Consider the following 24,302-nt stretch of genomic DNA (forward strand, 5'->3'; position numbering starts at 1 on the left):
TTGTTTGTTGCGTCACATTGGATGACGGACGGTGCATGGCGATGCAGGCCTTCGATGCGAGAGAAAAACGAGTGCGTCGGGCCGAAAGATTCGACATAGGGAACCTGAGAGAGTCCTTGAGCGGTGGCGTCCGATGGCGGCGGTGTCGTACCGCTGCGTCGGGCGTGTGGCGTGGTGTGGATTCAAGCGATTTCGATTTGCAGTCCAAATAAAAACTCGAGGTCACGCCCAATGCACTGCCGTTTGTCCGCATCGTCGCTGCTGGCCGCGTGTGCGCAGAATTCGTCCGGGAGCGACGCGGTGCGGATATGCGACGACCACGGCTGTTCCGAACGGCCGAAAAATCAGGTTTCCTACGAGTTGGAGAGCGACGTCGTGGATCAGGAAGACTCGCGGATCGCGGCATTGAAGGGGCGCGCGAAGACGCAGCCGAAGGTGGCTTGCGCCCCGGGCCTGCGATGCTTCCGCGGTGACGGCGTGCGGCAGGGCAGCTATCAGGCGCTCATGTGGACGGGCAATGCGGCGTAGCGCGGCAATCTGCGAGCGCAGAAAGCGTTCGGCGTGTTCTATCTGTTCGGTCCCGAGGGGGCGGCCGGATTCGCGCGAGGCGGACAAATGGCTGCGCGATTGCCGCGGGTCGTGACGACAAGGAATCGGAGAAGCTGCTCGAGCAGGTGCGGGGCGGCGAAGCAGGTGGACGGGGACGACTTCAAATGGCGCACGCGATGGCGTGACGTCTATTAGGACTACCGGTATTCGGGCTACCCGTACTTGGGCGTCTGGCGTCAGTCGGACGGGTGCGGGTATTGACCGGGTATCGGCCGAAACGGGGCGATCGCAGGAGACCAACTCATCGCACGTCTTGCCGGGGGCTTCGCGGCGTTTGCACGAGTGCGTGAGCCGAAAACAGAGACCAACGATATCGATAAGCACGTGAAGATCATCCTCTCCAACCTGCTCGTTTTGAAGGCGGCGGGCTTGACGGCGCACGCCTCGCGGCGTGCGGCGTGCGGCGGCATCGTGACGCCCGGCGGCCAGAATGCGGGCGCGACGGGCGCGGCGTGCGGCGCGGTGAACGCAAGCGCCGATTCGATGCTGCAGCATTGCAGCGTGCCGCCCGGCACGATCGCGGTCGACGACGGCCGCAATGCGGAATGGTGGGGGGCGAGGGGAGCTCGAGGGCGACCCATTCAGGCGCGATGCTCGCCGGCTTCGGCGGAAACGTCGGCGGCGGGTCGAGCGGTTTTTCGACGTCGCCGGAAGGCAAGGCGACCGCGGTCGCGTTCGTCGGCGCATGGAACGAACTCGTCGTCGCGGTGCGCAATTACAAGGCGCAGGACGTGAAGGGCGGTTTCGGGCGCGGCGGCCAGTTGCAGGTCAACTGACTAGCTGACGAACCGACGAGCGAGATGGACGCGCCGCCGATGCGCTCGCTTGCGGGCGACGGCGGTCGGCGGCGCGGGGTCTTTCGTCTTCGATGGAGAGAAGCGGCGGCAGGTTGCCGCATCGCCTGCGGTGATTCGCGGGCGGGGTCGAAGGCGAGGGAAGGGCCGGCATCGCAGGCCGAGGTTCGGTTCGGGGACCGGATTTCGGTTTGGCGGGGTTCCGGGTTCGTGACGAACGCGGGCTGCCGCCTGTTTCGGGCGACTCGAAAGCTGCAGCATACGCAGCCGGGCGCTTCGATCGATGCCGGCGATGTGGTGGCGACTTGCGCGCGGGAGCGCTGCGCCAAGTGGCTGGCTGAGTAGTAAAGAGAAAGCCCCCGGCGATCGGCTGATCGTCGGGGGCTTTGAGTTTTCCGGAGAGTCGGGAACTAGAATTCTGGGCCCGGAGATGACGCCGCGCTCAGCGCGGCCCGGTTGGCGTGCACGGCGGCCCGAGCGGCGTGCCGTACAACGGATGATCGCTCATCAGGTCGAGCTTCTCGATCGCCCAGCCCGAAGGTTGACGTCGGAACGTCAGGTAATAGCGGCCTGTCGCGAGCAGCTCGACGCGTCCTTCGGACAGCGTTGCGTCGCGCGTCTGCATCCAGTTGACGGCGGCTTCTGCGCGGTCGCCGGCGATGTCGATGAGCGGCGTCACGAGATTGTGCCGCGCGGTCGCGGTCGGTCGGCTCGTCGCGTTGCCGAACAGCACTTGCGCAAATCGCGTGAGCTGCGCCTGGCCGCGGACGAAACAGCCGGGGCCGTCGTCGGCGGGCTTGCCCGCGTTCCATACATGCTGCGTCCACACGCCGTCGGGCGTGAACATGCGGGTGAACCGGTCCACCCGGCTTTGCGTCGATTCGCCGACGGTGTCGGCGTCGAGCGTCGCAACGTACTGCGCAATGAGGTACTGGATCTCGATCGCGTCGGCCGCTTTCGCCGGCGTCGTTCTCTGGTTGTTGGAGGTCTGGGCGAGGCTGGCGCAGGACAACGCGGCGAACGTGAGCGTGCCGATCAGCCGGCCGGCGCGAAGCGGGATTCGATTCACGATGACGTACCTGTTCTAATGATGACGCGGTAAACGGAAGAAACGGGCGAACTTCGGCGGGTGTTGCGCGGTACGCGCCGACGCGGGCCGGCCGAGCGTCGGCGACAAAAGAGGGCGTTCGCGGGCCGCGAGAGCGCGGGCGGCGCGGCAGACCTTCTGCATGACGAAGGAATGTCGCGCCCGGCCGTTCATCGGTTGCCGAGCCGGAGCAACAGCGCAAGGCCGCCGACGAGCGCGCCCACCGTGCAGATGCCGGGCCAGCCGGCGTGGTTCAACGCGACGTTGCCCGCCTCCGCACCCGCGGCGACGCCGAACATTGCGCCCGTGATCAGGATGCCGTTCAGGCGGCTGCGTGCGGCGGGGTCGATCGTGTTGACGATCGTCTGGTGCGAGACGAGCGCGGCCATCACGCCGAGGTCGAATAGCACGGCGCCGATCGCGAGCGCGATCATCGAGCCCGAGAAAATCCACATGCCGACGAACGAGCTGATGACGAGCAGGCAGCCGAGCCGAATCGCATGGATCGGGCCCGCGCGGTCGGCGAATCGTCCGAAGAGCGGCGCGGCGAGCGCGCCAGCCGCCCCCGCGACGCCGTACGCGCCCGCGACGCCCGAGCCCTGGTGAAATGGCGGTGCGGCGAGGACGAGCGCGAGCGTCGACCAGAACGCACCGAGCGACATCGCGAGCAGGCTCTGCGTGTAGACGGCGCGCCGCAACGCCGCATGCCGGCGCCATAGCTCGAAGAGGCTCGCCATCAGCTTCCCGTAGCGGCCGGCGACGCTCACGCGCAGCGGCGGCAGGAAGCGCCACACCGCGAGCACGATCAGGCCTTCGAGCACCGCCGCGACCGCGTAGATCGCCCGCCAGCCGAGCTGCTGCGCGACGAACCCGCCGAGCGTGCGCGACAGCAGCACGCCCGTCAGGAGTCCTGTCGTCACCGTGCCGACCATGCGGCCGCGATGCGCCTCCGGTGCGAGCTGCGCCGCGACCGGGATGAAATCTTGTCCGACGCTGCTGAACAGGCCGATCGCGGCGCTCGTCGCGAGAAGCGTCGCGTAGTTCGGCGACAGCACCGTGGCGGCGAGCGACACGATCAGCAGCAGCCCCTTGGTCATGATCAGCGAGCGGCGGTTCAGCATGTCGCCAAGCGGCGCGAGCAGCAGGATGCCGAGTGCGTAGCCGATTTGCGTGAGCGTCGGCGCCCAGCCGATCAGTTGCGAAGGGACGTCGAATTCACGTTGGACGAGGCTCAGGATCGGTTGAATGTAGTAGACGTTCGCGACGCCGATTCCGGTCCCGACCGCCAGCAGCAGGACGAGACGTCGAGACAGGGTCTCCTGACCCATGGGCAACGCGGCAGGTGTCGTCAAGATGCGCTCCTTGCTTCCCAGGTTGAACGGGCAACGCCCTCGGACGGGCAGTGCGCAAGTCTCGCGCGAGGGGCGTGCGTGCGCGAACTCACATCAAGTCGAGCCGCCGAATGCAGATGCGGCCGCTTGCGTCGATTAGGTCGCCAAATATGATCTCATGCAAATAAATCTTATGCGATATTTTTTGTGTTGTCTCACGTGATAGTAACCAAATAATTCAATAAAGAGGGCCGACTCCAATTCGAGTTTCTGCCCGATTTGGCATCCAAATTCGGCGATTTTGGTCGAAATTCACCATATCGACTGGAAATTTTGTTGTTGTTGCGAATTGAACATATGCGATCTAATATTGCGCTGCATCTCGTCGAAATCGAAACAACCTACGAAGTCGTTTCCTCGTTAAAGCGGCATTTTGGGAGTGCCTGCGGATGCATATTCCACCCCGTTTTTCCTATCGCCGCCCAGTCGAGCTCGATCGCGACGCAACGGCGCGCGTTCCCGTCGTGATCGTCGGCGCGGGGCTGATCGGCCTCGCGCTCGCTTGCGATCTTGCTCAACGAGGCGTGGCGAGCGTCGTGCTGGAAGCGCGTGACGCGCCGATCGACGGTTCGCGCGCGATCGTTTTCGCCCAGCGCAGCCTCGAGATCCTCGCGCGAATGCAACTCGGCCCGCAGTTGCTCGAGAGGGGCGTGAACTGGAAGGTCGGCCGGCTGTACCACCAGGCTCGGGAGGTGTTCAGCTTCGATTTCCAGCCGGAGCCGGGCTTCGCGTGGCCCGCGTTCATCAACGTCCAGCAGTCGTATATCGAGGAATGGCTCGCGCAAGCCTGCGCGCAGAGCGGTCTCGTCGAGCTGCGCGCGCTTCATCGCGTCACCGACGTGGAGAGCCGCGCCGACGGTGCGACGGTCGCGATCGAGACGCCCGACGGCGAGTACCGCGTCGATTGCGACTGGTTGATCGCGTGCGACGGCGCGCGCTCGACGGTGCGAAAGGTGCTGGACCTGCCGTTCGTCGGCGAGATGTTCCCGGACCGATTTCTGATCGTCGACGTCGAGATGCACGATGCCGAGCTCCGCGCCGAGCGGCGCTTCTGGTTCGACCCGCCGTTTCATCCGAACCGATCCGTACTCCTGCACAAGCAGCCTGACAACTTGTGGCGCGTCGATTTCCAGCTGGGCGTCGACGCCGACCCGGCGCTCGAGCGGCAGCCCGAGCGGGTCGAACGGCGGTTGCGCGCGATGTTCGGCCAGCGCGCGGCATTCAGGATCGATTGGGTGAGCGTCTACACGTTCCGTTGCCGGCGTTTGGAGCGTTTCGTCCAGTCGCGCGTCGTGTTCGCCGGTGACAGCGCGCACGAGGTCAGTCCGTTCGGCGGACGCGGCGGCAATGGGGGATTGCAGGACGTCGACAATCTCGGATGGCGGCTCGCGGCGATCGTGCGTCACGGCGCATCTCCTTCGCTGATCGATTCGTACAACGAAGAGCGGGTGTTCGCCGCCGACGAGAACATACTCAACTCCACCCGCAGCGCGCGCTTCATCTCGCCGGAGAGCCCGGCCGTCGATACGCTGCGGCGCGCGGCGCTCGCGCTCGCACGCACGACGACGTTCGGACGTGCGCTCGTCAACTCCGGCCGCCTGTCGCGGCCGTCGGTGCTGACGGACGTCGGGCAGTTCGCCGGCGCGTCGGCGCTGCCCGGCGTGCTGAAACCCGGTTCGCCCGCAATCGACGCGCCCGTCAAGCGTGCAGGCGAGCCGGACTGGCTGCTCGCGCACCTGGGCGGTGCCGGTTACACGCTGCTCGTCTACGGCGAGCCCGACGACGCGGCGCTCGATGCGCTCGGCGCGGCGCCGAGCGCGCATCCGCTCGACGTCGTCGTGGTGTCGCCCGTACGTCACGCACACGAGCCGTCGGGCCGCATCGTCCTGTGGGATCACGAAGGCTTCGTCGCGCTCCGCTACGGGCTCGCATGCGGCAACGTGCTGTTGTTGCGCCCGGATCAGCACGTGCTCGGCTCGTTCGCGCGAGTCGATTCGCCCGAGCTACGCGCCGCGCTGCAACGGACGGTCGGCGTATCGGTTCCGATTTCGTCAGAGGAGGCGTAAACATGGGCGCAACCGCAACCGAAAACCTGGCCGGGCACCTGACGGGCGTCCGCGTGCCGGAACTCGCCGATCCGGACGCCCGTTTTTCAATGCTGGCCGATGCGTGCCGCGATCTCGACGACGCGCAAGGGCATCTGTTTCATGCGCAACTCGTTCTCGTGCTGATGCATCACATTGCAGACCCCGAGGTGTTGCGCGAGGCGATCGAGATCGCGCGCGCGGGCCTCGACTGATCCGTCGCAACGAGGGCCGCCGGTCCGCCGCGCGCGCGGCGCGCGCCCCCGCTATTGCGGCGATCCACCGCAACGCGGCCGCCGCACCGCTTCAACCACTTCAATGTGGGTATTCCGTGTACGAGGGCACGAAACCATGTTAAAGACTCCTGAATATCGAAGCGATTCCCTATACCGACAAGGCTTCGAAGATCCTCCCGGGCGCATCTTCGTGAGCGGCCAGCAGGCGCTCGTGCGCCTGCTGTTCGCGCAGGCGGCGGCCGATCGCGCGATGGGCCTGAATACCGCGGGTTTCGTGAGCGGTTATCGAGGCTCGCCGCTCGGCGGCGTCGATCATGAGCTTTGGCGTGCGCGCGAGCGTCTCGAGCAGGCGCACATTCGCTTCCAGCCGGCGATCAACGAGGATCTGGCCGCGACGGCGCTGATCGGCACGCAACGGGTCGAATCCGACGCGACGAGACGCTACGACGGCGTATTCGGGATGTGGTACGGCAAGGGGCCCGGCGTCGATCGATCGGGCGACGCGCTCAAGCACGGCAACGCGTACGGCTCGTCACCGCACGGCGGTGTGCTCGTCGTGACGGGCGACGATCACGGATGCGTGTCGTCGTCGATGTCGCATCAATCGGACCGCACGCTGATCGCGTGGGGCATGCCGGTGATTCATCCGTCCGGGCTGGCCGATTACGAGCGCTGCGGGCTTTGGGGCTGGGCGTTGTCGCGCGCGTCGGGGCTGTGGGTCGGCTTCAAGGCGATCACCGAGACTGTCGAGGCGTCGGCTTCGGTGCCGACGTTCGAGCCGCCGCGCTTCACGATGCCGACCGTCGACTCCGGCCCGGACGGCTTGCATTGGCGCTGGCCCGATTTGCCCGGCATGCAGATCGAGCGACGTCATCCGTACAAGCTAAAGGCCGCGCGCGCGTTCATGCGCGCCAATCCGCTCGACGAAGCGGTGACGACGCCCGCGCGGCCGGCGCTCGTGATCGCGGCGGTCGGCAAGGCGTATCGAGACGTGTGCGAGGTGCTGCGGCAGGGCGGCGTGACGCTCGACCGGCTCGAGCGCGCGGGCGTCGCACTCCTGAAGATCAACGTCGTGTATCCGCTGTCGCCGCTGCTGGAGACGTGGGCGCAGCGAGCGGGCAAGGTTCTCGTCATCGAGGAGAAGCAGCCGGTCGTCGAGGAGCAGCTCAAGAACAGCCTTTACAACGCGCGGCACGATCGGCGCGCGACGATCGTCGGCAAGACCGACGAAAAAGGCGCGCCGATCGTGTCGGAACTCGAGGAACTGCGGCCCTCGCGCATTGCGTCGCTGCTGGAGCGGCAGTTGAAAGCGTTCGACGTCGCGCTGCACGTTCCGGCCAATTGGCGCGAGACGCCCGCGGCGCGTCCGGCCGACTGGCTCAGACGCACACCCTATCTCTGCTCGGGCTGCCCGCACAACACGTCGACGCGAATACCGGAGGGCAGCGAGGCGCGGCTCGGCATCGGCTGCCACGCGATGGCGGCGCGGATGCCCGAGCGCGCGACCACGGGCAGCGTGCAGATGGGGGGCGAAGGCGTCGACTGGCTCGGTCAGGCGCCGTTCGTCGAGACGCCGCACATTTTCCAGAACATCGGCGACGGCACGTTCTTTCACTCGGGCTTTCTCGCGATCCGCCAGGCGATCGCGGCGGGCGCGACGCTCACTTACAAGCTCCTCTACAACGACGCGGTCGCGATGACGGGCGGGCAGCCCGTCGATGGCCAGCTGACCGTGCGCAAGGCCGCCGAGCTCGTGCTGAGCGAGGGCGCGCGGCGCGTCGTCGTGCTCGCCGACGATCCCGCGCGCTATCGTGCGAGCGGCAGCTTGCCGAACGGCGTCGAGCTGCATCATCGCGACGAGCTCGACGACGTGCAGCGGCAATTGCGCGAGACGCGCGGCGTGAGCGTGTTGATCTTCGATCAGGTATGCGCGACCGAGGCGCGGCGCAGACGCAAGCGCGAGCCGGCGCCCGACGTGCAGACTCGCGTCTTCATCAACGAGGCGGTGTGCGAAGGCTGCGGCGATTGCCAGGTGAAATCAAACTGCCTGTCGGTCGTGCCGGTCGACACGCCGTTCGGCCCGAAACGAAAAATCGATGCGCACGCGTGCAATACCGATCTGTCGTGCATAAAAGGCTTCTGTCCGAGCTTCGTGACGGTCACGGGCAAGCCGCGCGGACGGCGGCGCGAGAAGGCGGACCACGCGGACGTGATCGCGCGCGCGGAGGCGCTCGCCGCGCCGGTGTCGCGTGCGCTCGACGATCCGTACGAAGTCATGCTGGTCGGCGTCGGCGGAACGGGCGTCGTGACCGTCGCGGGCGCGATCGGGCTCGCCGCGCATCTGGACCGGCGCGCGGTCAGCGTGCTCGATTTCACGGGCTTCGCGCAGAAGGGCGGCGCGGTGTTGAGCCACATCCGGATCGCGCGCGAGGCGGAGGTGCTGCATCAGTACCGGATCGACCGCGGCGGCGTAGATGCGCTCATCGCCGCCGACCTGCTCGTCGCATCCGAAGACGATGCGCTCGCATCGCTCGCGCGCGACAAGACGGTCGTCATCGCCAGCACCGCGCAGACGCAGACGGGCGCGATGCTGCGCGACGTCGACGCGCGCATCGAGTCGGACGCCATCCGGAAGCTGATCGAAACGATCGTCGGCGCTCAGCGTTACGACGCGATCGACGCGAAGGCGCTCGCCGCGGAGCTGCTCGACCCGATGCAGGCGAACATGCTGTTGTTCGGCTATGCGTGGCAGCGGGGCGCGGTGCCGGTGTCGCTCGCGTCGCTGCGGCAGGCATTGAATCTGCAGGGCGGCGCAACCGCGAAGTATCTCGCGTTTTCGTGGGGGCGGCTGTGGGCGGCCGCCCCCGCGTTTGTCGCCTCCCATCTCGGCGCGGCGGGCGCGGCGCAAGCGGGAGCGTGGCGTCCGGTCGACTTCGTCCGCCGCAAGAAGGAATCCGTCGACGAATTGATCGAATCTCGCGCGGCGTTGCTGGCGCAATATGAGAACGCGAGCTATGCGGCGCGCTACCGTCGAATGGCCGAGCGCGTGCGCGCGGCGGCATCGCCGCTCGGTGACGATTCGTTGGCCGAAGCGGTCGCACGCACGCTGTTCAAGCTGATGGCGTACAAGGACGAGTACGAGGTTGCGCGCCTGCATACGTCGAAGGCATTTCTTGATGAGCTGCGCGAGCAGTTCGAAGGCCCGGCGAAGCTGACGTTCCATCTCGCGCCGCCGACGCTCGACGCGCTTTCGAAGCCAGGCGCGCAGCCGCCGCGCAAGCGCGCGTTCTCGGGCTGGATCGTTCCGGTATTCCGGGTGCTGGCGGCGAGCCGCGCGTTGCGGCACACGCCGTTCGATCCGTTCGGATGGACGACGGAGCGCCGCGACGAGCGACGACTCGTCCGCGAATACGAGCAGACGCTCGAGCGTCTGTTGCTCAAGCTGGAGCGCGACACGCTGGCGGAGATCGTCGCCTGGGCGAAGGCGCCGGACGCAATTCGCGGCTACGGGCACGTGAAGGCGCGCGCGGTCGAGAAGGTGCGCGAGCGGCAGGCGCGGCTAGTCGAGCGAATCCTTACCGGCCGCGCGGAGGCGGCGGTGCCCGTCGCCGTTCCCGCGCTCGACGAACGCGGCGCGGAAACGGTCGAGTAGGCGCGAGAAAAAGAGAAAAGGCGAGAGCCGATGCGCGGGCCGAACGGCCCCGCGCATCGGCTCTCGTGTCGTTCAGGGCGGCGCGCATCCGCTCCGATCGCGGAGCGGATGTTCTTACGCGGGTGCGTGCAGCAGCTCCGCGAGCCGCGCGTATTTCGGATTCCGATCGGATCGATCGACGATCCAGTCGACGATGGCGAGGCGGTTCGCGCTCACGTGCGCAAGGCCCGAGTATGCGACGCACTTGCCGAACTTCGCGACCAATTCGTCGAGCTTCATCGGATTCTTCGGATTGCCTTTCGCATATGACACTTCACCCGAGAGGACAGCGCCGTTGACGCGCTGAATCGCGATCTTGATCTTGCCGTGCGTGCCGAGCGCGGCGCATTCGCAATCGGGGGCGGCGGCCGGATGGATCTTCCGGCTTACGGCGATCACGTCGGGCCGGCGAATCGCTTCTTCGGTGAAATCGCCGATGAAGAGATCGCCCGTCGCGAGCACCGTCGCGACGTTGTACGCGATGCTGAAGCGCGCCTCGACGACGCTCGTCGGCGCCTGCTTGCGCTCGACGGGCGCGCTGACGAGGTCATGGATCTGCCGGTTGGTCCGGATGTCGACGCGCTCGATCTGCGACGCGCTCAGGCGCTCCCCCTTCGTCAGCTCGAGCGTGAGTGCGGCCGCGGATGTGTTCGGGCGGCAGGTCGGAAACGGTTTGAACGCGATGCCGTCGACGTTGGCGAAGGTCTTGCCGAGATCGGCGTCGATCGTCTCGATCGCGGAACCCGGCTCGAACGCCGAGTAGTAGCCCCAGCGGCCCGTGAGAAAATCGCGCGCGCCCGTGAAGCCGTGTGACGCGAGTACGACCGCGCGAACCGCGTTCGCGGCGACGAGCCCTTGCTGATAGAACACCGTCGGCGCGCCGTCGATCATGCATTGCGTTTCGCCGAGCGCGGACGTATAGGCGATGCCCATCGCATGGCGCAGCGTGTCGCCCTTGAGCCCGTACAGCATGCCGGCCGCGGCCGTCGCGGCGATCACCTTGCATAGGTCGTAGCGTCCGCTTTCGAGCAGCGTCTCGCGGCGCGCGCGCGACAACCGGATCGACAGGTCGAGCCCGGCGATGTATGCGGTGAGAAACGACTGGTGGTCGATTTCGTCGCCGCGCAGATCGGCGATGGCCAGTAGCGGCGGCAGGATCGCGACGCTCGGGTGTGTGCCGAGCGGATCGGCGACGTCGTCGAAATCGAGCGCGCGCGCCGACGCGCCGTTCAGCAGCGCGGCGGCGGGTGCGGGCAGGCGGCTCGCGCGGCCGAGCACGCGCGCTTCGGGCAGCCCGCCCCAGTGCTCGACGATGCCGGCGAGCAGCGCGACCTCGGCGTCGCGCGAGCCGGCGATCGACACGCCGAGAATGTCGATCAGCGAGTGTTTCGCAATCTCGATCGCGGCGGGATCGACGGTCGAATAGGTGAGGGCGTCGCAGTACTCGGTGATGTGGGATTCGAGGCTCACGGCAACTCCGCGGTAGTGTGGAGATTCAGATTCGAGAGAATGACCCGGGTGCGGCGCTCATGCGGAATCGGCGTGTACGTCGGCGAAGCTGACGAGCAGCGCGCCCGCCTCGACGTTGTCCGCGACGGCCACGTGCACGGCTTCGATCCGGCAACGGAGCGGCGCGGACAGCGTCATCAGCATCTTCATTGCTTCGATGCGAACCGCGGGTGCGCCTTCTTCGACGACATCCGATTCGACGACGAGGACTTCCGCGATGCGCGCGGGCATCGGCGCGGCGATCGCCGTGTGCGTCGACCGGCCACCGCCGCGCGATCCGGCTGCGCGTCGCCGCGCGCCGCGCGTGTCGACGGTGCGACGGATGCCGGCATAGTCGAGCGTGACGCCGCCGTTTGCGGCGGGCGAGACGAGGATGTCGTGACGCGTGCCGTTCGCGTCTGCGACGAGCCGAACGACGCCGTCGGGCAGCGACTCGCGAGATACGAGGCGAAGCAGCAACGAGTCGCCGTCGTTGAACGTCGCGCGATAGGTGCCGGCCTCGAGCGTGCGGACGTCGATGCGCGCGGGCGGCTCGTCTTCCGGCGCACCGCTCAACGTGCCCGTGTAAGACGTGTGAAGCAGGGGAAGGCTCATGCCGGGCGCTCCTTCGTCATGGTTGGCATTGCAGATCGATTCGACGCCGTCACGATGCCCAGGCGCGGCGGTCGTTTCGCGTCACCCACGCGGAGGGTGCCGATGCATCGACGGCCGGCTCGCCTGCGCGCGCCGGAAGCGGCGCGCCGCTGCAGTGAGCCGCAAGAGCCGCGAGCGCGTGCAACACGCGCGCGGTGTCGTCCGGCACGCGGTGGGCGAACGGGAAGTCTCGCGTGACCGACAGGTCGTAGCGCCCGAGCTTGAACGGCGGATGATCGACCAGCCACAGATGGAACGGCACGTTCGTGCTGAAGCCCGCGATCACGAGCTCGCGCAGCGCGTTGCGCGCGCGGCGCAGCGCGCGCTCGCGCGTTGCGGCGTCGACGATCAGCTTCAGGCACAGGCTGTCGAAACGCGTCGATTGCCGCGCGCCCGCGTGCACGCCCGAGTCGATCCGGATGCCGGGCCCTTCGGGTACGCGGTAGTGCGTGACGCCGCCGCCCGTCGGCAGGAAGTCCGCGTGCGCGTCTTCCGCGCATATGCGGAATTCGATCGCCGAGCCGCGCAAACGCACGTCGTCTTGCGACAGGCTGAGCGGTTCGCCGGCCGCGGCGCGCAACATCTGCTCGACGATGTCGACGCCCGTCACGGCTTCGCTGACCGGATGTTCGACCTGAATGCGCGCGTTCATCTCGATGAAGTAGAACCGCTCGTTGCCGTCGACGAGAAATTCGACCGTGCCCGCGTTGTCGTATCCAACTTCGCGCGCGACTGCGAGCGCGGACTCGTGCAGCCGCTCGCGCAGTGCATCGGACAGCGCGGGCGCGGGCGCCTCCTCGACGATCTTCTGCCGGCGCCGCTGCACGCTGCATTCGCGCGTGCCGAGATGCAGCAGATTGCCGCGACGATCCCCGAGCACCTGCACTTCGATGTGGCGGATTCGCTCGCCGAGGAAGCGCTCCAGATAGATGTCGTCGCTGCCGAATGCTAGCTTCGCCTCGCGGCGCACCTCGGCCAGCGCGTCGTCGAACTGCTCCGCGCGCTCGACGACGCGTATGCCGCGGCCGCCGCCGCCGAGCGCCGCCTTGATCAGAATCGGAAAGCCGATTTCGGCCGCGGCCGTTGCCGCTTGTGCGTCGTTGGCGACCGTCGCGCCCGGCACGACGGGCACGGCTGCGCGTTGCGCGGCCGCGCGCGCCTCGATCTTGTCGCCGGTGCGGCGAATCGCTTCGGCATGCGGACCGACGAAGACGAGCCCCTCGGCCGCGCAAGCCGCCGCGAACGCCGCGTTCTCGGCAAGCGGGCCGTAGCCGGGCGCGACCGCGTCCGCGCGCACCGCCTGCGCGATCGAGATCACGGTGTCGATCAGCGTCGCCGGATTCCACGCGTCGATGTGGAACGCCGAATCGGCGGCGAGCACGAAGCCGGCGTTGTCGTCGTCGTCGGTGTAGATCGCGACGGTTTCGATGTCGAGCAGCCGGCAGGTGCGCACGAAGCGCAGCGCGATCTCGCCGCGGCAGCAAAGCAGGACGCGTTTCACGCTCATGTCGCGAGCTCCGACGGCGTTTGCTCGGCTTGCTTGAGTCCTCGCCCGAGCACCGTATGCGCGCGCGTGAATTCGCCGGCGCTCACGGCGCCCGCGACCGACACTTCGCCCGCGAGCGCGACGGCGGCAGCGATCTCGGCGAGCTTGCGCGCATCGTCCTCGCAGCCGAGCATGCGCAGGCATTCCTGTTGCGCGGGCAGGCGTGTGCCACCGCCGACGACGCCGACGATCACGTTCGGCAGCGTGACGGCCGCGAGCAGATCGCCGTTGTCCAGAACGTCGAAGGTCGTGCATGCGTTCTTGAACGAAACGGTAACGAACGCCGGGTCCTGGCCGCACGCGATGAAAAGCGCGGTCAGCGCGTTCGCGACATGAATGTTCGGCGCGGTTGCGCCGCGCTGCGCGAGCAGCGTGTTGCACGCCTGCAGGAAACGGCGCATCCGCGCCGGAGTCGTGCGCAGACGGGCCTCGACCAGCGCGGCCGGAATGCGCACGCTTGCCGATACGTAGCGGCCCTTCGCCTGATCCGCGACGAAACGCTTGTCGCCGCCGAGCGTGTTCAGGTAGCCGTCGACGAACTTCGGGCAATGCTCGGCGATGTAGCGGCAGGCCGCCTCGTTCGCCTTCGTCGCCATGTTCAGGCCCATCGCGTTGCCGGTCTCGTATGTGAACGCAAGGCCGACGAGATCGCCCTGCAACAGCGGCGTGACTTCGAGCAGGCGCGCGTGACGGCTCGTCGCGTTCGCCGCGTCGACGACTTGCGCGACGTGCTCGCGCAGCCATGCGTCGAATGCGCTCGCGTCGTCGGCCGAGCGCAGCACGATCGCCGAAACTTTGGTGAGCGCGTCGCCGAGAAAGCGGTACGCGGGCCGGGTGTCGGTCGGCTGCGCGTTCGCGAGCAGCGTCGTCGTGCAGCCGCCGCTGTCCGAGATCAGATTCATGCCTCGCGAGAACGACGCGACGAGCGCGCCTTCCGTCGTCGCGAGCGGCACGACGAACTCGCCGCGCGCGTGCGCGCCGTTGATCTTCAGCGGGCCCGCGAGCCCGAGCGGAATGCCGACGAAGCCCGTGAAATTCTCGCACGTGCCCTGCACCGCTTCGGGCGCAACGCTCGCGCCGCCGAGATGCGGATAGCGCTTGCCCGTCTCGGCTTCGACCCAGCGCAAGCGCGCGTCGACCTGGGCGGCGGCGTAGTCGTTTTGCGAATCTCTCGGAATGCCCATTTGTTTTCTCTTGTCTAGAGTTGGATGTTCGAATGGCGTCGGCCCGGCGCGCCCGCGATCTTCTCGCGCAGCAGCGTGAACGTCGAGACCACGGCATTGCGCAGTTCCGCGGGCTCGACGAGCCCTTCGATGTACGCGCGGCTCGCCGAATAGCGCGCGCTCGCGTGCGCATTGCGGTATTCGTCGATCAGCGCGCCGCGATGTTCGGCCGCATCCGGCGCGTTCGCGAGCTCCTTGCGGAAAATGACGTCGACCGCGGCCTCCGGCCCCATCACCGAGATCTCCGCGTCGGGAAAGGCATAGATCACGTCCGTCGCGGAGCGGTTCGCGAGCGTCGGATAAGCGCCGCCGTACGCCTTGCGCAACACGACGGCGAGCTTCGGCACGACCGCCTCGCAATACGCGTGCATCAGCTTCGCGCCCGCGCCGATCACGTTCGAGCGTTCCTGCTGTTTGCCCGGCAGATAGCCCGGCACGTCGACGAGCGTGAGGATCGGAATGCCGAACGCGTCGCAGGTGCGCACGAACCGCGCGGCCTTTTCCGACGCGTCTATGTCGAGACAGCCGGCGAGCCACGCGGACTGGTTCGCGACGATGCCGACGCTCTGCCCGCCGATGCGGGCGAAGCCGACGACGATGTTGCGCGCATACAGCCGATGCACCTCGAGGAACACGTGATCGTCGGCGGCCAGCTCGATCAGGCGGCGCACGTCGAACGGCTCGGTCTTGCTCGAGGGCACGATATCGTCGATGCCGTCGAGCGCGCGCGGCAGCGTCGCGGGCCCGAGTGTCGCCGGCACGAGCGACGCGTTGTTCTGCGGCAGATACGACAGGAGCTCGCGCGCGATCGCGATTGCGTCGTCGGCCGATTCGGCCAGAAAGTGCGCGAGCCCGGTTTCGGCCGCATGCAGATGCCCGCCGCCGATTTCCTCCTTCGTGACTTCTTCGCCGGTCGCGCGCCGAATCACCGCGGGGCCCGTCAGGAATAGTGCGGACTCCTTGTCGACCATCACGATGAAATCGGTGAGCGCTGGCGTATAGGCTGCGCCGCCCACACAGTCGCCGAGTATCAGAGAGATCTGCGGCACGACGCCCGACGCGCGCACCGTCTTGTAGAACACGTGGCTGAACTGCGAGTCGGCGTCGACGCCTTCGTGGATGCGCAGGCCCGACGAATGATTGAGCGCGACGATCGGCACGCCGATGCGCAGCGCGAGATCGAGCACCTTGCCAATCTTCAATGCGTGAATGCGGCTCGAACTGCCGCCGAGGAAGCCGCCGTCGTGTGCATAGACGAGCACGGGGCGGCGGTCGATCGTGCCGTGCCCGGTCGCGATGCCGTCGCCCGGCTGCTTGCGGCGATCCGCGCCGAACCATGTGCAGTCGTGTTCGGCGAGCGCGTCGAGTTCGCGGAACGAGCCGGGATCGAGCAGTTCCCGAAGCCGTCGGATATGGACGGGGGGCTCGGCAGCTTGAGGTTGCCGTTCGCGCGAACGTTCTTCTACTCCGGAAAGATCACTCATCGAATCGCCTTGAGATGTGCTTCGATGGCGCAATCGTCTTTCACCCGGTGCAGCAACGAGTCAACGACGATGCTCAGGGTAAGTTGGAGTACTGACCGACTCCGGGAACAATTCACCGGCGAGAATAAATCATGTGCGATTTAGTCGCAATACTCCATATTTTGTCCGCCAAAATGCGAGTCAACGAGTGGGATGAAGGATTGCCGACGCGAGAACGGCCGGGCGGCGAAGGAGGGGAAAGAAAGGCGTGCGGCCGACGGCAGTGCGGCGGACGCGAAGAATGGAATATCGGGTGAGTGCGCGGGGGCGGCGCGCGGCCGTTTCGCCGCGGACGTTACTCTTCGGCGGAAGTTGCGATCGTATTCAGCACCGAATCGACGAGCGCGAGCTGATCGGCGCCGACGCCGTGCAGCAGTTTGCCCTTGATGCGCTTGACCATCGTGTCGACCTGCTCGCCGACACGGCGGCCGGCGTCGGTCAGATACAGCGTTTTCGCGCGGCGGTCCGATGTGTCGTCGCGGCGGACGACGAGGCCGGCTTCCTCGAGCTGATCGAGCAGGCGAACGAGCGAATGGCCCTCGATGCCCAGATGCTCGGCGAGCGTGCGTTGACGCAAACCTTCGCCGAGCTTGTAGATGAGCCAAAGCGGCGTGGACGTCGCTTCCGACAGATTCAGCTTGCTGAGCTCGACGTCCGCGACCTTGCGCCACATGCGCGCCGCTCGCTGGAGGCGCAGGCAGAACGTATCTTCAGCGAGGGAGAGCAAAGTGGAAGACATTCAGTGTGACCAACTCGAAAATGAACGGTATTCGGAGTACGCGGGCCGCCGCGAATCGCGGGGCGCGCAGTGCGCCGCGCCTGCCCGCCCAACGTTCGCGGGACATGCCGTCTCCTGGTTTTGCGGCGCGCATGCTGCGTCTAGAGTAATCGATCCAATATAGCATATGTTTCGCCGCCGCTCGTGTGGGCCCGAGACCTGAAACTACCGGGTTGACGCGCATTCGACTTCCTCGGAGCGATGCTTCGCAAAGGCGAATGCGCGCGCCGTCCGGGTCGTTTGCGCGAGCCGCTCGGACAGGCCCGCGGGCGCGTGCGCGATCAGGTCGCGCCAGTCGGCGAGCCTGCGCTGGAAACGTTCGAGCTGCGCGAGAAGCTCGGACGCGTTGGTCTCGAAGATGCTCGCCCACACGGCGGGTTCGGACGACGCAAGCCGAATCTGCTCGTCGAGACTGCGGCCGATGAACGGCGCGACGTCGCGGCTCTCCGGACGGTCGAAGGCGAGATTCTCGACGAGCGCGAACGCGAGCAGATGCGGTAGGTGCGAAGTCAGCGCGACCATGCGGTCGTGCGTCGCCGGGTCCGAGCGCTGCGGAGTCGCGCCAAGCGATCGCCAGAATGTTTCGACGCGCGCCGTCGCGTCCGCGGGCGTCGCGTTCGTCGGCGTGATCAGGCAGCTCTTGCCCTCGAACAGATCGGCGCGGCCGGCGTCGAGGCCGCCTTTTTCGCCGCCCGCCATCGGATGCGCGGGCACGAACGCGAAGCCGGGCGGCAGCCGTCCCGCGAGCATGCGAATCACCGACTGCTTCGACGACGCGACATCGGTGACGGTCGCTCGCGGATTGCCGCGCGCGAGCCGTTCGACGATGGCGGCCACCGCGCTCACGGGCACGCAGACGACGACGAATTCGGCGCGCGACAGGCCGTCGAGCGAATCCGGCGCGTCGTCGATCACCGAGCCGGCGACGGCGCGGCGCCGAACGTCCTCGTTCGCGTCGAACCCGATCAGCTCGACGCCGGGAAGGCGTTGCCTCGCCGCGCGCGCAATCGAGCCGCCGAGCAGCCCCAGCCCGACGATGCCCACGCGCTGGACCGAAAAGCGTTCCATTCGGCTTTCTCCTCGAGCGAGAAATCGCTCGTCGATCTCAGTATATTCACACTTTACATCTCAAGCGACTAATATTGTTGCGATAAAAAAGAGCGCCCGACGTCGCCGTATCCGGCTGCGCTGGCGGATGACTCCGTCGTTTTCAGGAGAAGCAATGGGTCGGTCCAGATATTCGATCGGCGAGACGCGCAGCGACTGGGTGTCGCTGGCCGCGTCGCACACGCCCGAGCACCGCTTCGCGGCGCAGGCGAAGTTGGCGTCCGCGTTCTCCGCGTTGTTTCTCGCGTTCGCGGCCGAGCATGGCGCAAGTGCGCTGCTGTCGTTCGCCGTCGACTGCAGGAGCACGCCCGAGCCCGGCAGCAAGTGCCTGATCGCATGGAGCGTCGAGGCCGTCGAGCCGCATTCGGGCCTCAACGGCGACGTCGTGCGCTTCAACGGCCGCGCGTGGCTGCCGGATGGCGCGACGGTGTTGTCAGGGACGGCGCGCGCGGTCGTCTTTCCGTCGACTCGCGTCGATTCGACCGATGGTGGGGCCGACGAGAAGCCGTTTCCGCCGCATCCCGCGCCGTTCGCGTGAACGTCGCGCGGCAAACGGAAATCGTGCGGCCCGAACGGGGTTTAAATTAGATTGCATGCGATCTAATCTCGTGCGATTATTGGTCGCAAGTGTCGACCGTCCGAGCGATGCGGGCCAGCGAGCCTATCGTTCCGACGGAGCGGCGATGCGCGCGCCAGCCGGTCCGCTCGTCGCTCGCGGGACCTGAGAGTGCGGCGCATCCGGTGCGTCGAGCGGCCGTGATGCGCGGCCGCGAGCGATGTCCGGACGTGCGTCGTGACGGCGGCCGAGTCGAACTGCTCGGCCCGCCGATCCAATGATAAGCGGTGCTGAATTGTTGCGGGATCTCATCGATGCCGGGCGAGCGTGCGTCGCTCGTTGCGCCGGTTGCGCGGCGAGCGGCCAAACGATGTGTCTCGGCAATGCGATCAACCATTCCGAAGAGCAGGAGTCAGTCGTGTCCAATGCTTCCGCCGAAAGCCTGTTTCGTCCGCCTTATCTGAAGAGCTACCGTTCGTATGCGGAGCCGCTGACGGTCATCTGTTCGCTGTTGTCCCGTGCGGACAACTCGCCGCTCGGCGAACGCCGCAGGGACCCGAACCTGCTGCTCGACGCCCGCGGCGAACTGATCAAGGACCCTGCGGCCGAGACGAGCGCGTTCGAGTCCAACCCGAACGTCGCGTTCGAGAAGTGGACAGAGTACTGGCGAAAAGTACATGGCCCGCGCTTCATCTACGCGCAGCCGCCCGTGGCAAACGGCATTCAGCATCTGCTTCGCTACGACCAGATTCATCGGCTGCCGGCCGGCCCGTCGAGCGGCGCGCCGCTGCCGTACGAGCCGCCCGTCGACGCGAACGGCAAACTGTTCGACACCGTGATCGGCCACATTCCCGAATATCGCCGTCCGCAGTGGGACGGCATCGCGTATCTCGGCTTCGAGAACGTCGCCGGCCTGCAGGCCGTCTTCAGCCAACCGGAGATCGCCGCGAAGGTCTTGCCGGAAGACCAGGCGATCTTTCGCGAGCTGTGCCCGGTGCTCGCGCGCCAGCACATCATCGTGCCGAGCGAGACGCAGCGCGAATCGTTCCTGCTCGTGAAGGTCGCTCGGCGCAATGCGTCGCTGTCCCGCGCGGATTTTCACGACGCCTGGTTGAACCGGTACGCGCCGCGCGTGCTCGAGCAGGCCGCGACGAGCCGCTACGTCAAGCGCTACGTGCAATTGCACAACGTCGGTCCGATTCGGGAAGGCGAGCCGTTCTTCCACTCGGTCGGGCACACGATCGACGGCGTGTCGATTCTCGCGTTCACGTCGATCAACGATCTCGAGGACTTTCTGCTGGACCCCGGTGTGGTGGGGCTCGCCGACGAAGAGGCGAAGCTCGTCGCCGCGGACACGAGCGAATATTGGACCGCACTTGCATATCAAGTGGTCAATCAGATCTTCCCGGAAACGTCGACGCGATGACGACGGCGGCGGGCCCGCGCATCGCGTGCGCCGCGTGGGCCGCTCGAGCGATGCGCCGGCACGCGTGATCGCGCCTGCGCGACGGAGCAACGCTGACGTGCTCGATGCATGACGTATGCCGCGACGAGTGTGGCTGGAGTGAGGCAAGTCCCCGCTGGCGCGAGCCGCGGGCGGTTATCTGCTTTGTCGGAGCCTGACTGTGGATCACTACGATTACGATGTGTTGATCGGCGCCACGCTTCCCGTGGGCCAGGCGCAACCCGAGCCTGCGTTGCATGCCGCCGTCGCGCCGATCGGCGACTGCGGATCGCGTGTCGATCCGGATGGTACGCGAGAGGGCCATCATGACGCACGCTGATTGGTCGCCTTCGTCGTGGCGCGGGCGGCCGATTCATCAGGTGCCGACTTATCCCGACGCCGCGAAACTCGCGGAGTCGGAGGAGCAGTTGCGGCGATTGCCGCCGCTCGTGCTGGCTGCGGAGATTCGCGATCTGAAGGCGCAACTCGCGGACGTCGCGCGCGGCAACGCGTTTCTGCTGCAAGGCGGCGATTGCGCCGAATCGTTCGCCGAATTTCATCCGAATGCGGTGCGTGATCTGCTGCGCGTGTTTCTGCAGATGTCGACCGTGCTTGCGTTCAGCACCGGGCTGCCCGTCGTCAAGGTGGGCAGAATCGCCGGGCAATTCGCGAAGCCTCGCAGTTCGCCCGACGAGACCATCGGTGGTGTCACGCTGCCGAGTTATCGTGGCGACATCATCAACGGCATCGAATTCACGGAAGCGGCGAGGCGGCCCGATCCCGAGCGCGTGCTGAAGGCATACTCGCAAGCGGCAGCGACGCTCAATCTGCTGCGCGCGTTGAGCCACGGCGGCTTCGCCGACATGCGCCACGTGCAGCAATGGAATGCCGGCTTCGTCGCGTCCGCGCCGCAAGGGCAGCGCTATCGGCAGATCGCGTGCCGGATCGAGCAGGCGCTCGTGTTCATGAACGCGTGCCGCGTGTCGCCGGATTCGGTGCGTTCGCTGCGCGAGACCGATCTCTACACGAGCCACGACGCATTGCTCCTGCATTACGAAGAGGCCCTGACGCGGCCGGATGCGCTGACCGAGGATTGGTACGACTGCTCGGCCCACATGCTGTGGATCGGCGAGCGCACGCGCGGCATCGACGACGCGCACATCGAATTCCTGCGAGGCGTCGCGAATCCGATCGGCCTCAAATGTGGTCCCGCGATCAAGCCGGACGATCTGCTGCGCCTGATCGACGCGCTGAATCCCGACAACGAGCCGGGGCGTCTCACGCTGATCGCGAGAATGGGCGCGGAAAAGTTGCCGGAGCTATTGCCGCGCCTCGTGCGAATGACGAAGAGCGAAGGGCGGGAGGTGATCTGGTCGATCGATCCGATGCACGGCAACACGGTCAAGTCGGCGTCCGGCTACAAGACGCGCCGCTTCGAAAGCATCCTGCTCGAGGTCGAACGCTTCTTCGACGTTCACGAAGCCGAGCGCACGCATGCGGGCGGTCTGCATCTCGAAATGACGGGCACCGACGTGACGGAGTGCACGGGCGGCGGACAGCAGATTCGCGACGATCAGTTGTGCGAACGCTATCACACGCATTGCGATCCGCGGCTGAATGGTTCGCAGGCGCTGGAGCTTGCGTTTCTGGTCTCGGAAAAGCTGTCGGCGCGGCGCGATCCGCGCGAGAGCCTGCAGCGCGACGAGCAAGCGGCGTGAGCCGGCCCGGCCGACTGTACGAGTGTCTGTCGTTTCATCCGTCGTGCATGGCGCGCGCGCCCATATGCCGCGCGCTGTGTGCGCCCCATTCAGCCAGCCGACGAGGACTTCATGTCGACGACCAGCGTCTCCAATTTCGATATCGTTTTTGATCCGGTTTCACTCGGCGGCTTACGCGTGCCGAACCGCATCGTCATGGCGCCGATGACCCGGCGGCAGTCGCCGGGCGGCGTGCCGGACCGCGACGTCGCGCGCTACTACGCGAAGCGCGCCGAGGGCGGCGCCGGATTCATCATCACCGAGGGGACGTACGTCGACCATCCGGTGGCGGGCGGGTTCGCCGACGTTCCGCACTTCTTCGGCCGGGAGGCGCTCGAAGGCTGGCGGCGCGTCGTCGACGGCGTGCACGCGGCGGGCAGCGTGATCGCCGCGCAGCTCTGGCATCTCGGCAACGTCAGGCAGCGCGGCACGCCGCCCCATGCGGAGCTGCCGGGCATCGGGCCCGAGCGGGTCGTCAAGGACGGCGTCGTCGCGGTCGAGGCGTTGACGGATGCCGATGCGCGGGATATCGCGGCGTCGTTCGCACGCGCGGCGTACGACGCGGTCGAGGCCGGATTCGACGCGGTCGAACTGCACGGCGCGCATGGCTATCTGCTCGACCAATTCCTGTGGGCCAAGATGAACGCGCGCACCGACGCGTACGGCGGCTCGCTCGAGAACCGGCTGCGCCTGTCGGTGGAAGTCGCCGAAGCGGTGCGCGCGGCCGTCGGCCCGAACATACCGCTGATCTTCCGGTTCTCGCAATGGAAGGTGCAGGACTATACGGGCTTCATCGTCGAATCGTCTGCGGAACTGAAGACGATGCTCGACGTGCTCGTCACCGCGGGCGTCGATATTTTCGACGTCAGCACGCGACGCTTCTGGGAGCCGGCGTTCGCGTCGGAAGGCGACGCCGATTTGGCATCGCTCGTGCGCGAGCTGTCCGGCAAGCCGGTCATCATGGTCGGCAGCGTCGGCATCGACAGCGCGTTCTCGGCTGCGCAAGTACGCGGCGCGGAGGGTTTGGTGGTCGGCATCGAGAATCTCGATCGCGCGGTCGCGCGCGTCGAGGCGGGGCATGCGGACTGCATCGCGCTCGGACGCGCGCTGCTCGCGGATCCGGAATGGCCGGCCAAAGTGCGGACGGGCGAATTCGATCGTATCGTGCCGTATCGCAAGGACATGTTCTCGACGTTGACGTGACGGCGCCGATGAGACGGCCCGCGAGCGAGCGTCGCGCGCGGCGGGCGGTTTGCCGGCGACGCGTCGCCGTGCGCGACGCACGTCAGCCGCGCACGGCGACGACGATCTTGCCGAACGGTCCGCGGTCGAGATGGGCGAACGCAGCGCGCACATCGGAGAACGGATAGACGAAGTCGATCGTCGGCTTGATCGCATGCCGGTCGGCTGCGCGAACGAACGCTTCGAACGCCTGCCGGCTGCCGACCGATACGCCGTGGATCGACGCGCGCGTCAGCATCAGCGGAATCGCGTCGATGAGCATCTTCGGACTGCCAAGAAAACCGACCTGCACGATATGGCCATGATCCGCGACGGCGGCGACGGAATGTGCGACGTTCTCGCCGCCGATGAGTTCGACGATCACGTTCGCGCCGCGTCCGCCGGTGAGCTCGAGAACCGCATGTTCCCATTCGGGCGCGCGCGTCGTGTTGATGCCGGCCCATGCGCCGAGCGATTTCGCGCGCACGAGCTTGTCGTCGTGACGGGACAGCACGATCGTCTTCGCGCCGAGCGCGCGGGCGATTTGCAGTCCGAACAGTGCGACGCCGCCCGTGCCCTGAACGACGACGGTTTGACCTGCTGCGAGCTGCCCGCGCTCGACGAGGGCGACCCAGGCGGTCACGCCGGCCACGGGCAGCGTCGATGCCTCGACGTCGGACAGCGACGCCGGTGCGCAGACGGCCGCCGATTCCGGCAGCACGACGTATTCGGCGAGCACGCCGGGCAGCGGCCCGCCGAGCGAGCGCTCGCATCGGCGCATTTCGGGAGGCAGCGCGCCGCTGATCCAGGGCGTCCAGAAGTTGCCCATCACGCGATCGCCGCGCTTGAATCGTTCGGTATTCGGGCCGGTTTCGACCACTTCGCCGCACATGTCCGAGACGGGCGTAAACGGCATCGCGGGTTTGGTCGACATCAACTGCCCTTCGATCACGAGCTTGTCTCGATAATTCAATGACGCCGCCGCTACCCGTACCAGCAACTCGCCGTCGCCGGGCTTCGGCACGGGCCGCTGCGCGAGTGCGAGTCGATCGATGCCGAATGCGTCGAGTTCCCACACCTTCATCGTTTGCGCCATCTGGTGTCCCACCCGAA

18 protein-coding genes and 2 pseudogenes are annotated in these 24,302 nt (G+C 66.9%); 10 read left to right on the top strand and 10 right to left on the bottom strand.

Features of this window, described 5'->3' with window-relative positions; translation table 11 throughout:
- Positions 1–231: 231 nt before the first annotated feature.
- Together X946_RS36255 and X946_RS36690 are read left to right on the top strand one after the other, a co-directional pair.
- A pseudogene (locus X946_RS36255) lies at positions 232–810 on the top strand (sel1 repeat family protein).
- Between the two features lie 132 nt (positions 811–942).
- Positions 943–1,385 (top strand): annotated as a pseudogene (locus tag X946_RS36690) (hypothetical protein).
- A 460-nt stretch (positions 1,386–1,845) separates the two neighbouring features.
- Here the strand turns inward: X946_RS36690 and X946_RS15370 are convergent.
- Both X946_RS15370 and X946_RS15375 read right to left on the bottom strand, forming a co-directional pair.
- Positions 1,846–2,472, bottom strand: coding sequence for a nuclear transport factor 2 family protein (locus X946_RS15370; protein WP_038748891.1), 627 nt, complete (start codon positions 2,470–2,472; stop codon positions 1,846–1,848).
- Between the two features lie 188 nt (positions 2,473–2,660).
- Positions 2,661–3,818, bottom strand: a complete 1,158-nt coding sequence (locus X946_RS15375; protein ID WP_235364033.1) for an MFS transporter — start codon at positions 3,816–3,818, stop codon at positions 2,661–2,663.
- A gap of 452 nt (positions 3,819–4,270) precedes the next feature.
- Between X946_RS15375 and X946_RS15385 the strand changes: the two genes are divergently transcribed.
- From X946_RS15385 to X946_RS15395, 3 genes are all read left to right on the top strand, one after another.
- A complete protein-coding gene (locus X946_RS15385) occupies positions 4,271–5,947 on the top strand; it encodes an FAD-dependent monooxygenase (protein WP_038748896.1) in 1,677 nt (558 codons plus the stop codon).
- A gap of 2 nt (positions 5,948–5,949) precedes the next feature.
- Positions 5,950–6,180, top strand: a complete 231-nt coding sequence (locus X946_RS15390; protein ID WP_052145100.1) for a DUF2783 domain-containing protein — start codon at positions 5,950–5,952, stop codon at positions 6,178–6,180.
- A gap of 136 nt (positions 6,181–6,316) precedes the next feature.
- A complete protein-coding gene (locus X946_RS15395) occupies positions 6,317–9,853 on the top strand; it encodes an indolepyruvate ferredoxin oxidoreductase family protein (protein WP_038748899.1) in 3,537 nt (1,178 codons plus the stop codon).
- 114 nt (positions 9,854–9,967) lie between these two features.
- On the opposite strand, the gene X946_RS15400 is transcribed toward X946_RS15395, so the two are convergent.
- The 7 genes from X946_RS15400 to X946_RS15430 form a co-directional block, all read right to left on the bottom strand.
- Positions 9,968–11,362, bottom strand: a complete 1,395-nt coding sequence (locus X946_RS15400; RefSeq protein ID WP_038748902.1) for an MmgE/PrpD family protein — start codon at positions 11,360–11,362, stop codon at positions 9,968–9,970.
- A 57-nt stretch (positions 11,363–11,419) separates the two neighbouring features.
- Positions 11,420–11,995: an acetyl-CoA carboxylase biotin carboxyl carrier protein subunit gene (locus X946_RS15405; RefSeq protein ID WP_235364034.1), complete on the bottom strand. Its 576-nt coding sequence runs from the start codon at positions 11,993–11,995 to the stop codon at positions 11,420–11,422.
- A 49-nt stretch (positions 11,996–12,044) separates the two neighbouring features.
- Entirely contained in the window at positions 12,045–13,541 is a 1,497-nt protein-coding gene (locus X946_RS15410) for an acetyl-CoA carboxylase biotin carboxylase subunit (RefSeq protein ID WP_038748907.1), read from the bottom strand.
- Positions 13,538–14,764 carry a hydroxymethylglutaryl-CoA reductase gene (locus X946_RS15415; RefSeq protein ID WP_038748910.1) on the bottom strand — a complete coding sequence of 409 codons (1,227 nt, stop codon included), beginning with the start codon at positions 14,762–14,764 and terminating at the stop codon, positions 13,538–13,540. Before X946_RS15415 ends, X946_RS15410 begins: the two co-directional genes overlap by 4 nt.
- Positions 14,765–14,778: 14 nt before the next feature.
- Positions 14,779–16,287 (bottom strand): acyl-CoA carboxylase subunit beta, encoded by a 1,509-nt coding sequence (locus tag X946_RS15420; RefSeq protein ID WP_038748913.1) that lies wholly within the window; start codon positions 16,285–16,287, stop codon positions 14,779–14,781.
- Between the two features lie 334 nt (positions 16,288–16,621).
- Positions 16,622–17,065: a MarR family transcriptional regulator gene (locus tag X946_RS15425; RefSeq protein WP_226377156.1), complete on the bottom strand. Its 444-nt coding sequence runs from the start codon at positions 17,063–17,065 to the stop codon at positions 16,622–16,624.
- Between the two features lie 204 nt (positions 17,066–17,269).
- Positions 17,270–18,172 (bottom strand): prephenate dehydrogenase, encoded by a 903-nt coding sequence (locus X946_RS15430; RefSeq protein ID WP_052145101.1) that lies wholly within the window; start codon positions 18,170–18,172, stop codon positions 17,270–17,272.
- Positions 18,173–18,326: 154 nt separating this feature from the next.
- Between X946_RS15430 and X946_RS15435 the strand changes: the two genes are divergently transcribed.
- The 5 genes from X946_RS15435 to X946_RS15450 all read left to right on the top strand — a co-directional run bounded on the left by X946_RS15435 (position 18,327) and on the right by X946_RS15450 (position 23,171).
- The gene (locus tag X946_RS15435) at positions 18,327–18,749 is read left to right on the top strand and encodes a hypothetical protein (RefSeq protein ID WP_038748915.1); all 423 of its coding nucleotides are present in this window, start codon (positions 18,327–18,329) and stop codon (positions 18,747–18,749) included.
- Positions 18,750–19,185: 436 nt separating this feature from the next.
- Positions 19,186–20,193: an EthD domain-containing protein gene (locus X946_RS15440; RefSeq protein ID WP_226377155.1), complete on the top strand. Its 1,008-nt coding sequence runs from the start codon at positions 19,186–19,188 to the stop codon at positions 20,191–20,193.
- A gap of 199 nt (positions 20,194–20,392) precedes the next feature.
- Entirely contained in the window at positions 20,393–20,551 is a 159-nt protein-coding gene (locus tag X946_RS35130) for a hypothetical protein (protein WP_156432257.1), read from the top strand.
- Positions 20,538–21,929 (top strand): class II 3-deoxy-7-phosphoheptulonate synthase, encoded by a 1,392-nt coding sequence (locus X946_RS15445; RefSeq protein WP_038748917.1) that lies wholly within the window; start codon positions 20,538–20,540, stop codon positions 21,927–21,929. The genes X946_RS35130 and X946_RS15445 overlap by 14 nt, the downstream gene beginning before the upstream one ends.
- Before the next feature lie 111 nt (positions 21,930–22,040).
- Positions 22,041–23,171 (top strand): oxidoreductase, encoded by a 1,131-nt coding sequence (locus X946_RS15450; RefSeq protein ID WP_038748918.1) that lies wholly within the window; start codon positions 22,041–22,043, stop codon positions 23,169–23,171.
- A gap of 82 nt (positions 23,172–23,253) precedes the next feature.
- Here X946_RS15450 and X946_RS15455 read toward each other — a convergent pair whose 3' ends face one another.
- Complete coding sequence (locus X946_RS15455; protein WP_038748923.1) at positions 23,254–24,285, bottom strand: zinc-dependent alcohol dehydrogenase family protein; 1,032 nt, start codon at positions 24,283–24,285, stop codon at positions 23,254–23,256.
- Positions 24,286–24,302: the final 17 nt, after the last annotated feature.

The sequence above is a fragment of the Burkholderia sp. ABCPW 111 genome, assembly GCF_000773065.1.
Taxonomy (GTDB): Bacteria; Pseudomonadota; Gammaproteobacteria; order Burkholderiales; family Burkholderiaceae; genus Burkholderia; species Burkholderia savannae.

Excerpts from the sequence above, each read along its gene's own strand:
- X946_RS15390 (WP_052145100.1), top strand. The coding sequence starts at position 5,950 with ATGGGCGCAACCGCAACCGAAAACCTGGCCGGGCACCTGACGGGCGTC.
- X946_RS15455 (WP_038748923.1), bottom strand. The coding sequence starts at position 24,285 with ATGGCGCAAACGATGAAGGTGTGGGAACTCGACGCATTCGGCATCGAT.
- X946_RS15415 (WP_038748910.1), bottom strand. The coding sequence starts at position 14,764 with ATGGGCATTCCGAGAGATTCGCAAAACGACTACGCCGCCGCCCAGGTC.
- X946_RS15430 (WP_052145101.1), bottom strand. The coding sequence starts at position 18,172 with ATGGAACGCTTTTCGGTCCAGCGCGTGGGCATCGTCGGGCTGGGGCTG.
- X946_RS15410 (WP_038748907.1), bottom strand. The coding sequence starts at position 13,541 with ATGAGCGTGAAACGCGTCCTGCTTTGCTGCCGCGGCGAGATCGCGCTG.
- X946_RS15425 (WP_226377156.1), bottom strand. The coding sequence starts at position 17,065 with ATGTCTTCCACTTTGCTCTCCCTCGCTGAAGATACGTTCTGCCTGCGC.
- X946_RS15385 (WP_038748896.1), top strand. The coding sequence starts at position 4,271 with ATGCATATTCCACCCCGTTTTTCCTATCGCCGCCCAGTCGAGCTCGAT.
- X946_RS15395 (WP_038748899.1), top strand. The coding sequence starts at position 6,317 with ATGTTAAAGACTCCTGAATATCGAAGCGATTCCCTATACCGACAAGGC.
- X946_RS15405 (WP_235364034.1), bottom strand. The coding sequence starts at position 11,995 with ATGAGCCTTCCCCTGCTTCACACGTCTTACACGGGCACGTTGAGCGGT.
- X946_RS15435 (WP_038748915.1), top strand. The coding sequence starts at position 18,327 with ATGGGTCGGTCCAGATATTCGATCGGCGAGACGCGCAGCGACTGGGTG.
- X946_RS15450 (WP_038748918.1), top strand. The coding sequence starts at position 22,041 with ATGTCGACGACCAGCGTCTCCAATTTCGATATCGTTTTTGATCCGGTT.
- X946_RS15420 (WP_038748913.1), bottom strand. The coding sequence starts at position 16,287 with ATGAGTGATCTTTCCGGAGTAGAAGAACGTTCGCGCGAACGGCAACCT.
- X946_RS15375 (WP_235364033.1), bottom strand. The coding sequence starts at position 3,818 with ATGGGTCAGGAGACCCTGTCTCGACGTCTCGTCCTGCTGCTGGCGGTC.
- X946_RS15445 (WP_038748917.1), top strand. The coding sequence starts at position 20,538 with ATGACGCACGCTGATTGGTCGCCTTCGTCGTGGCGCGGGCGGCCGATT.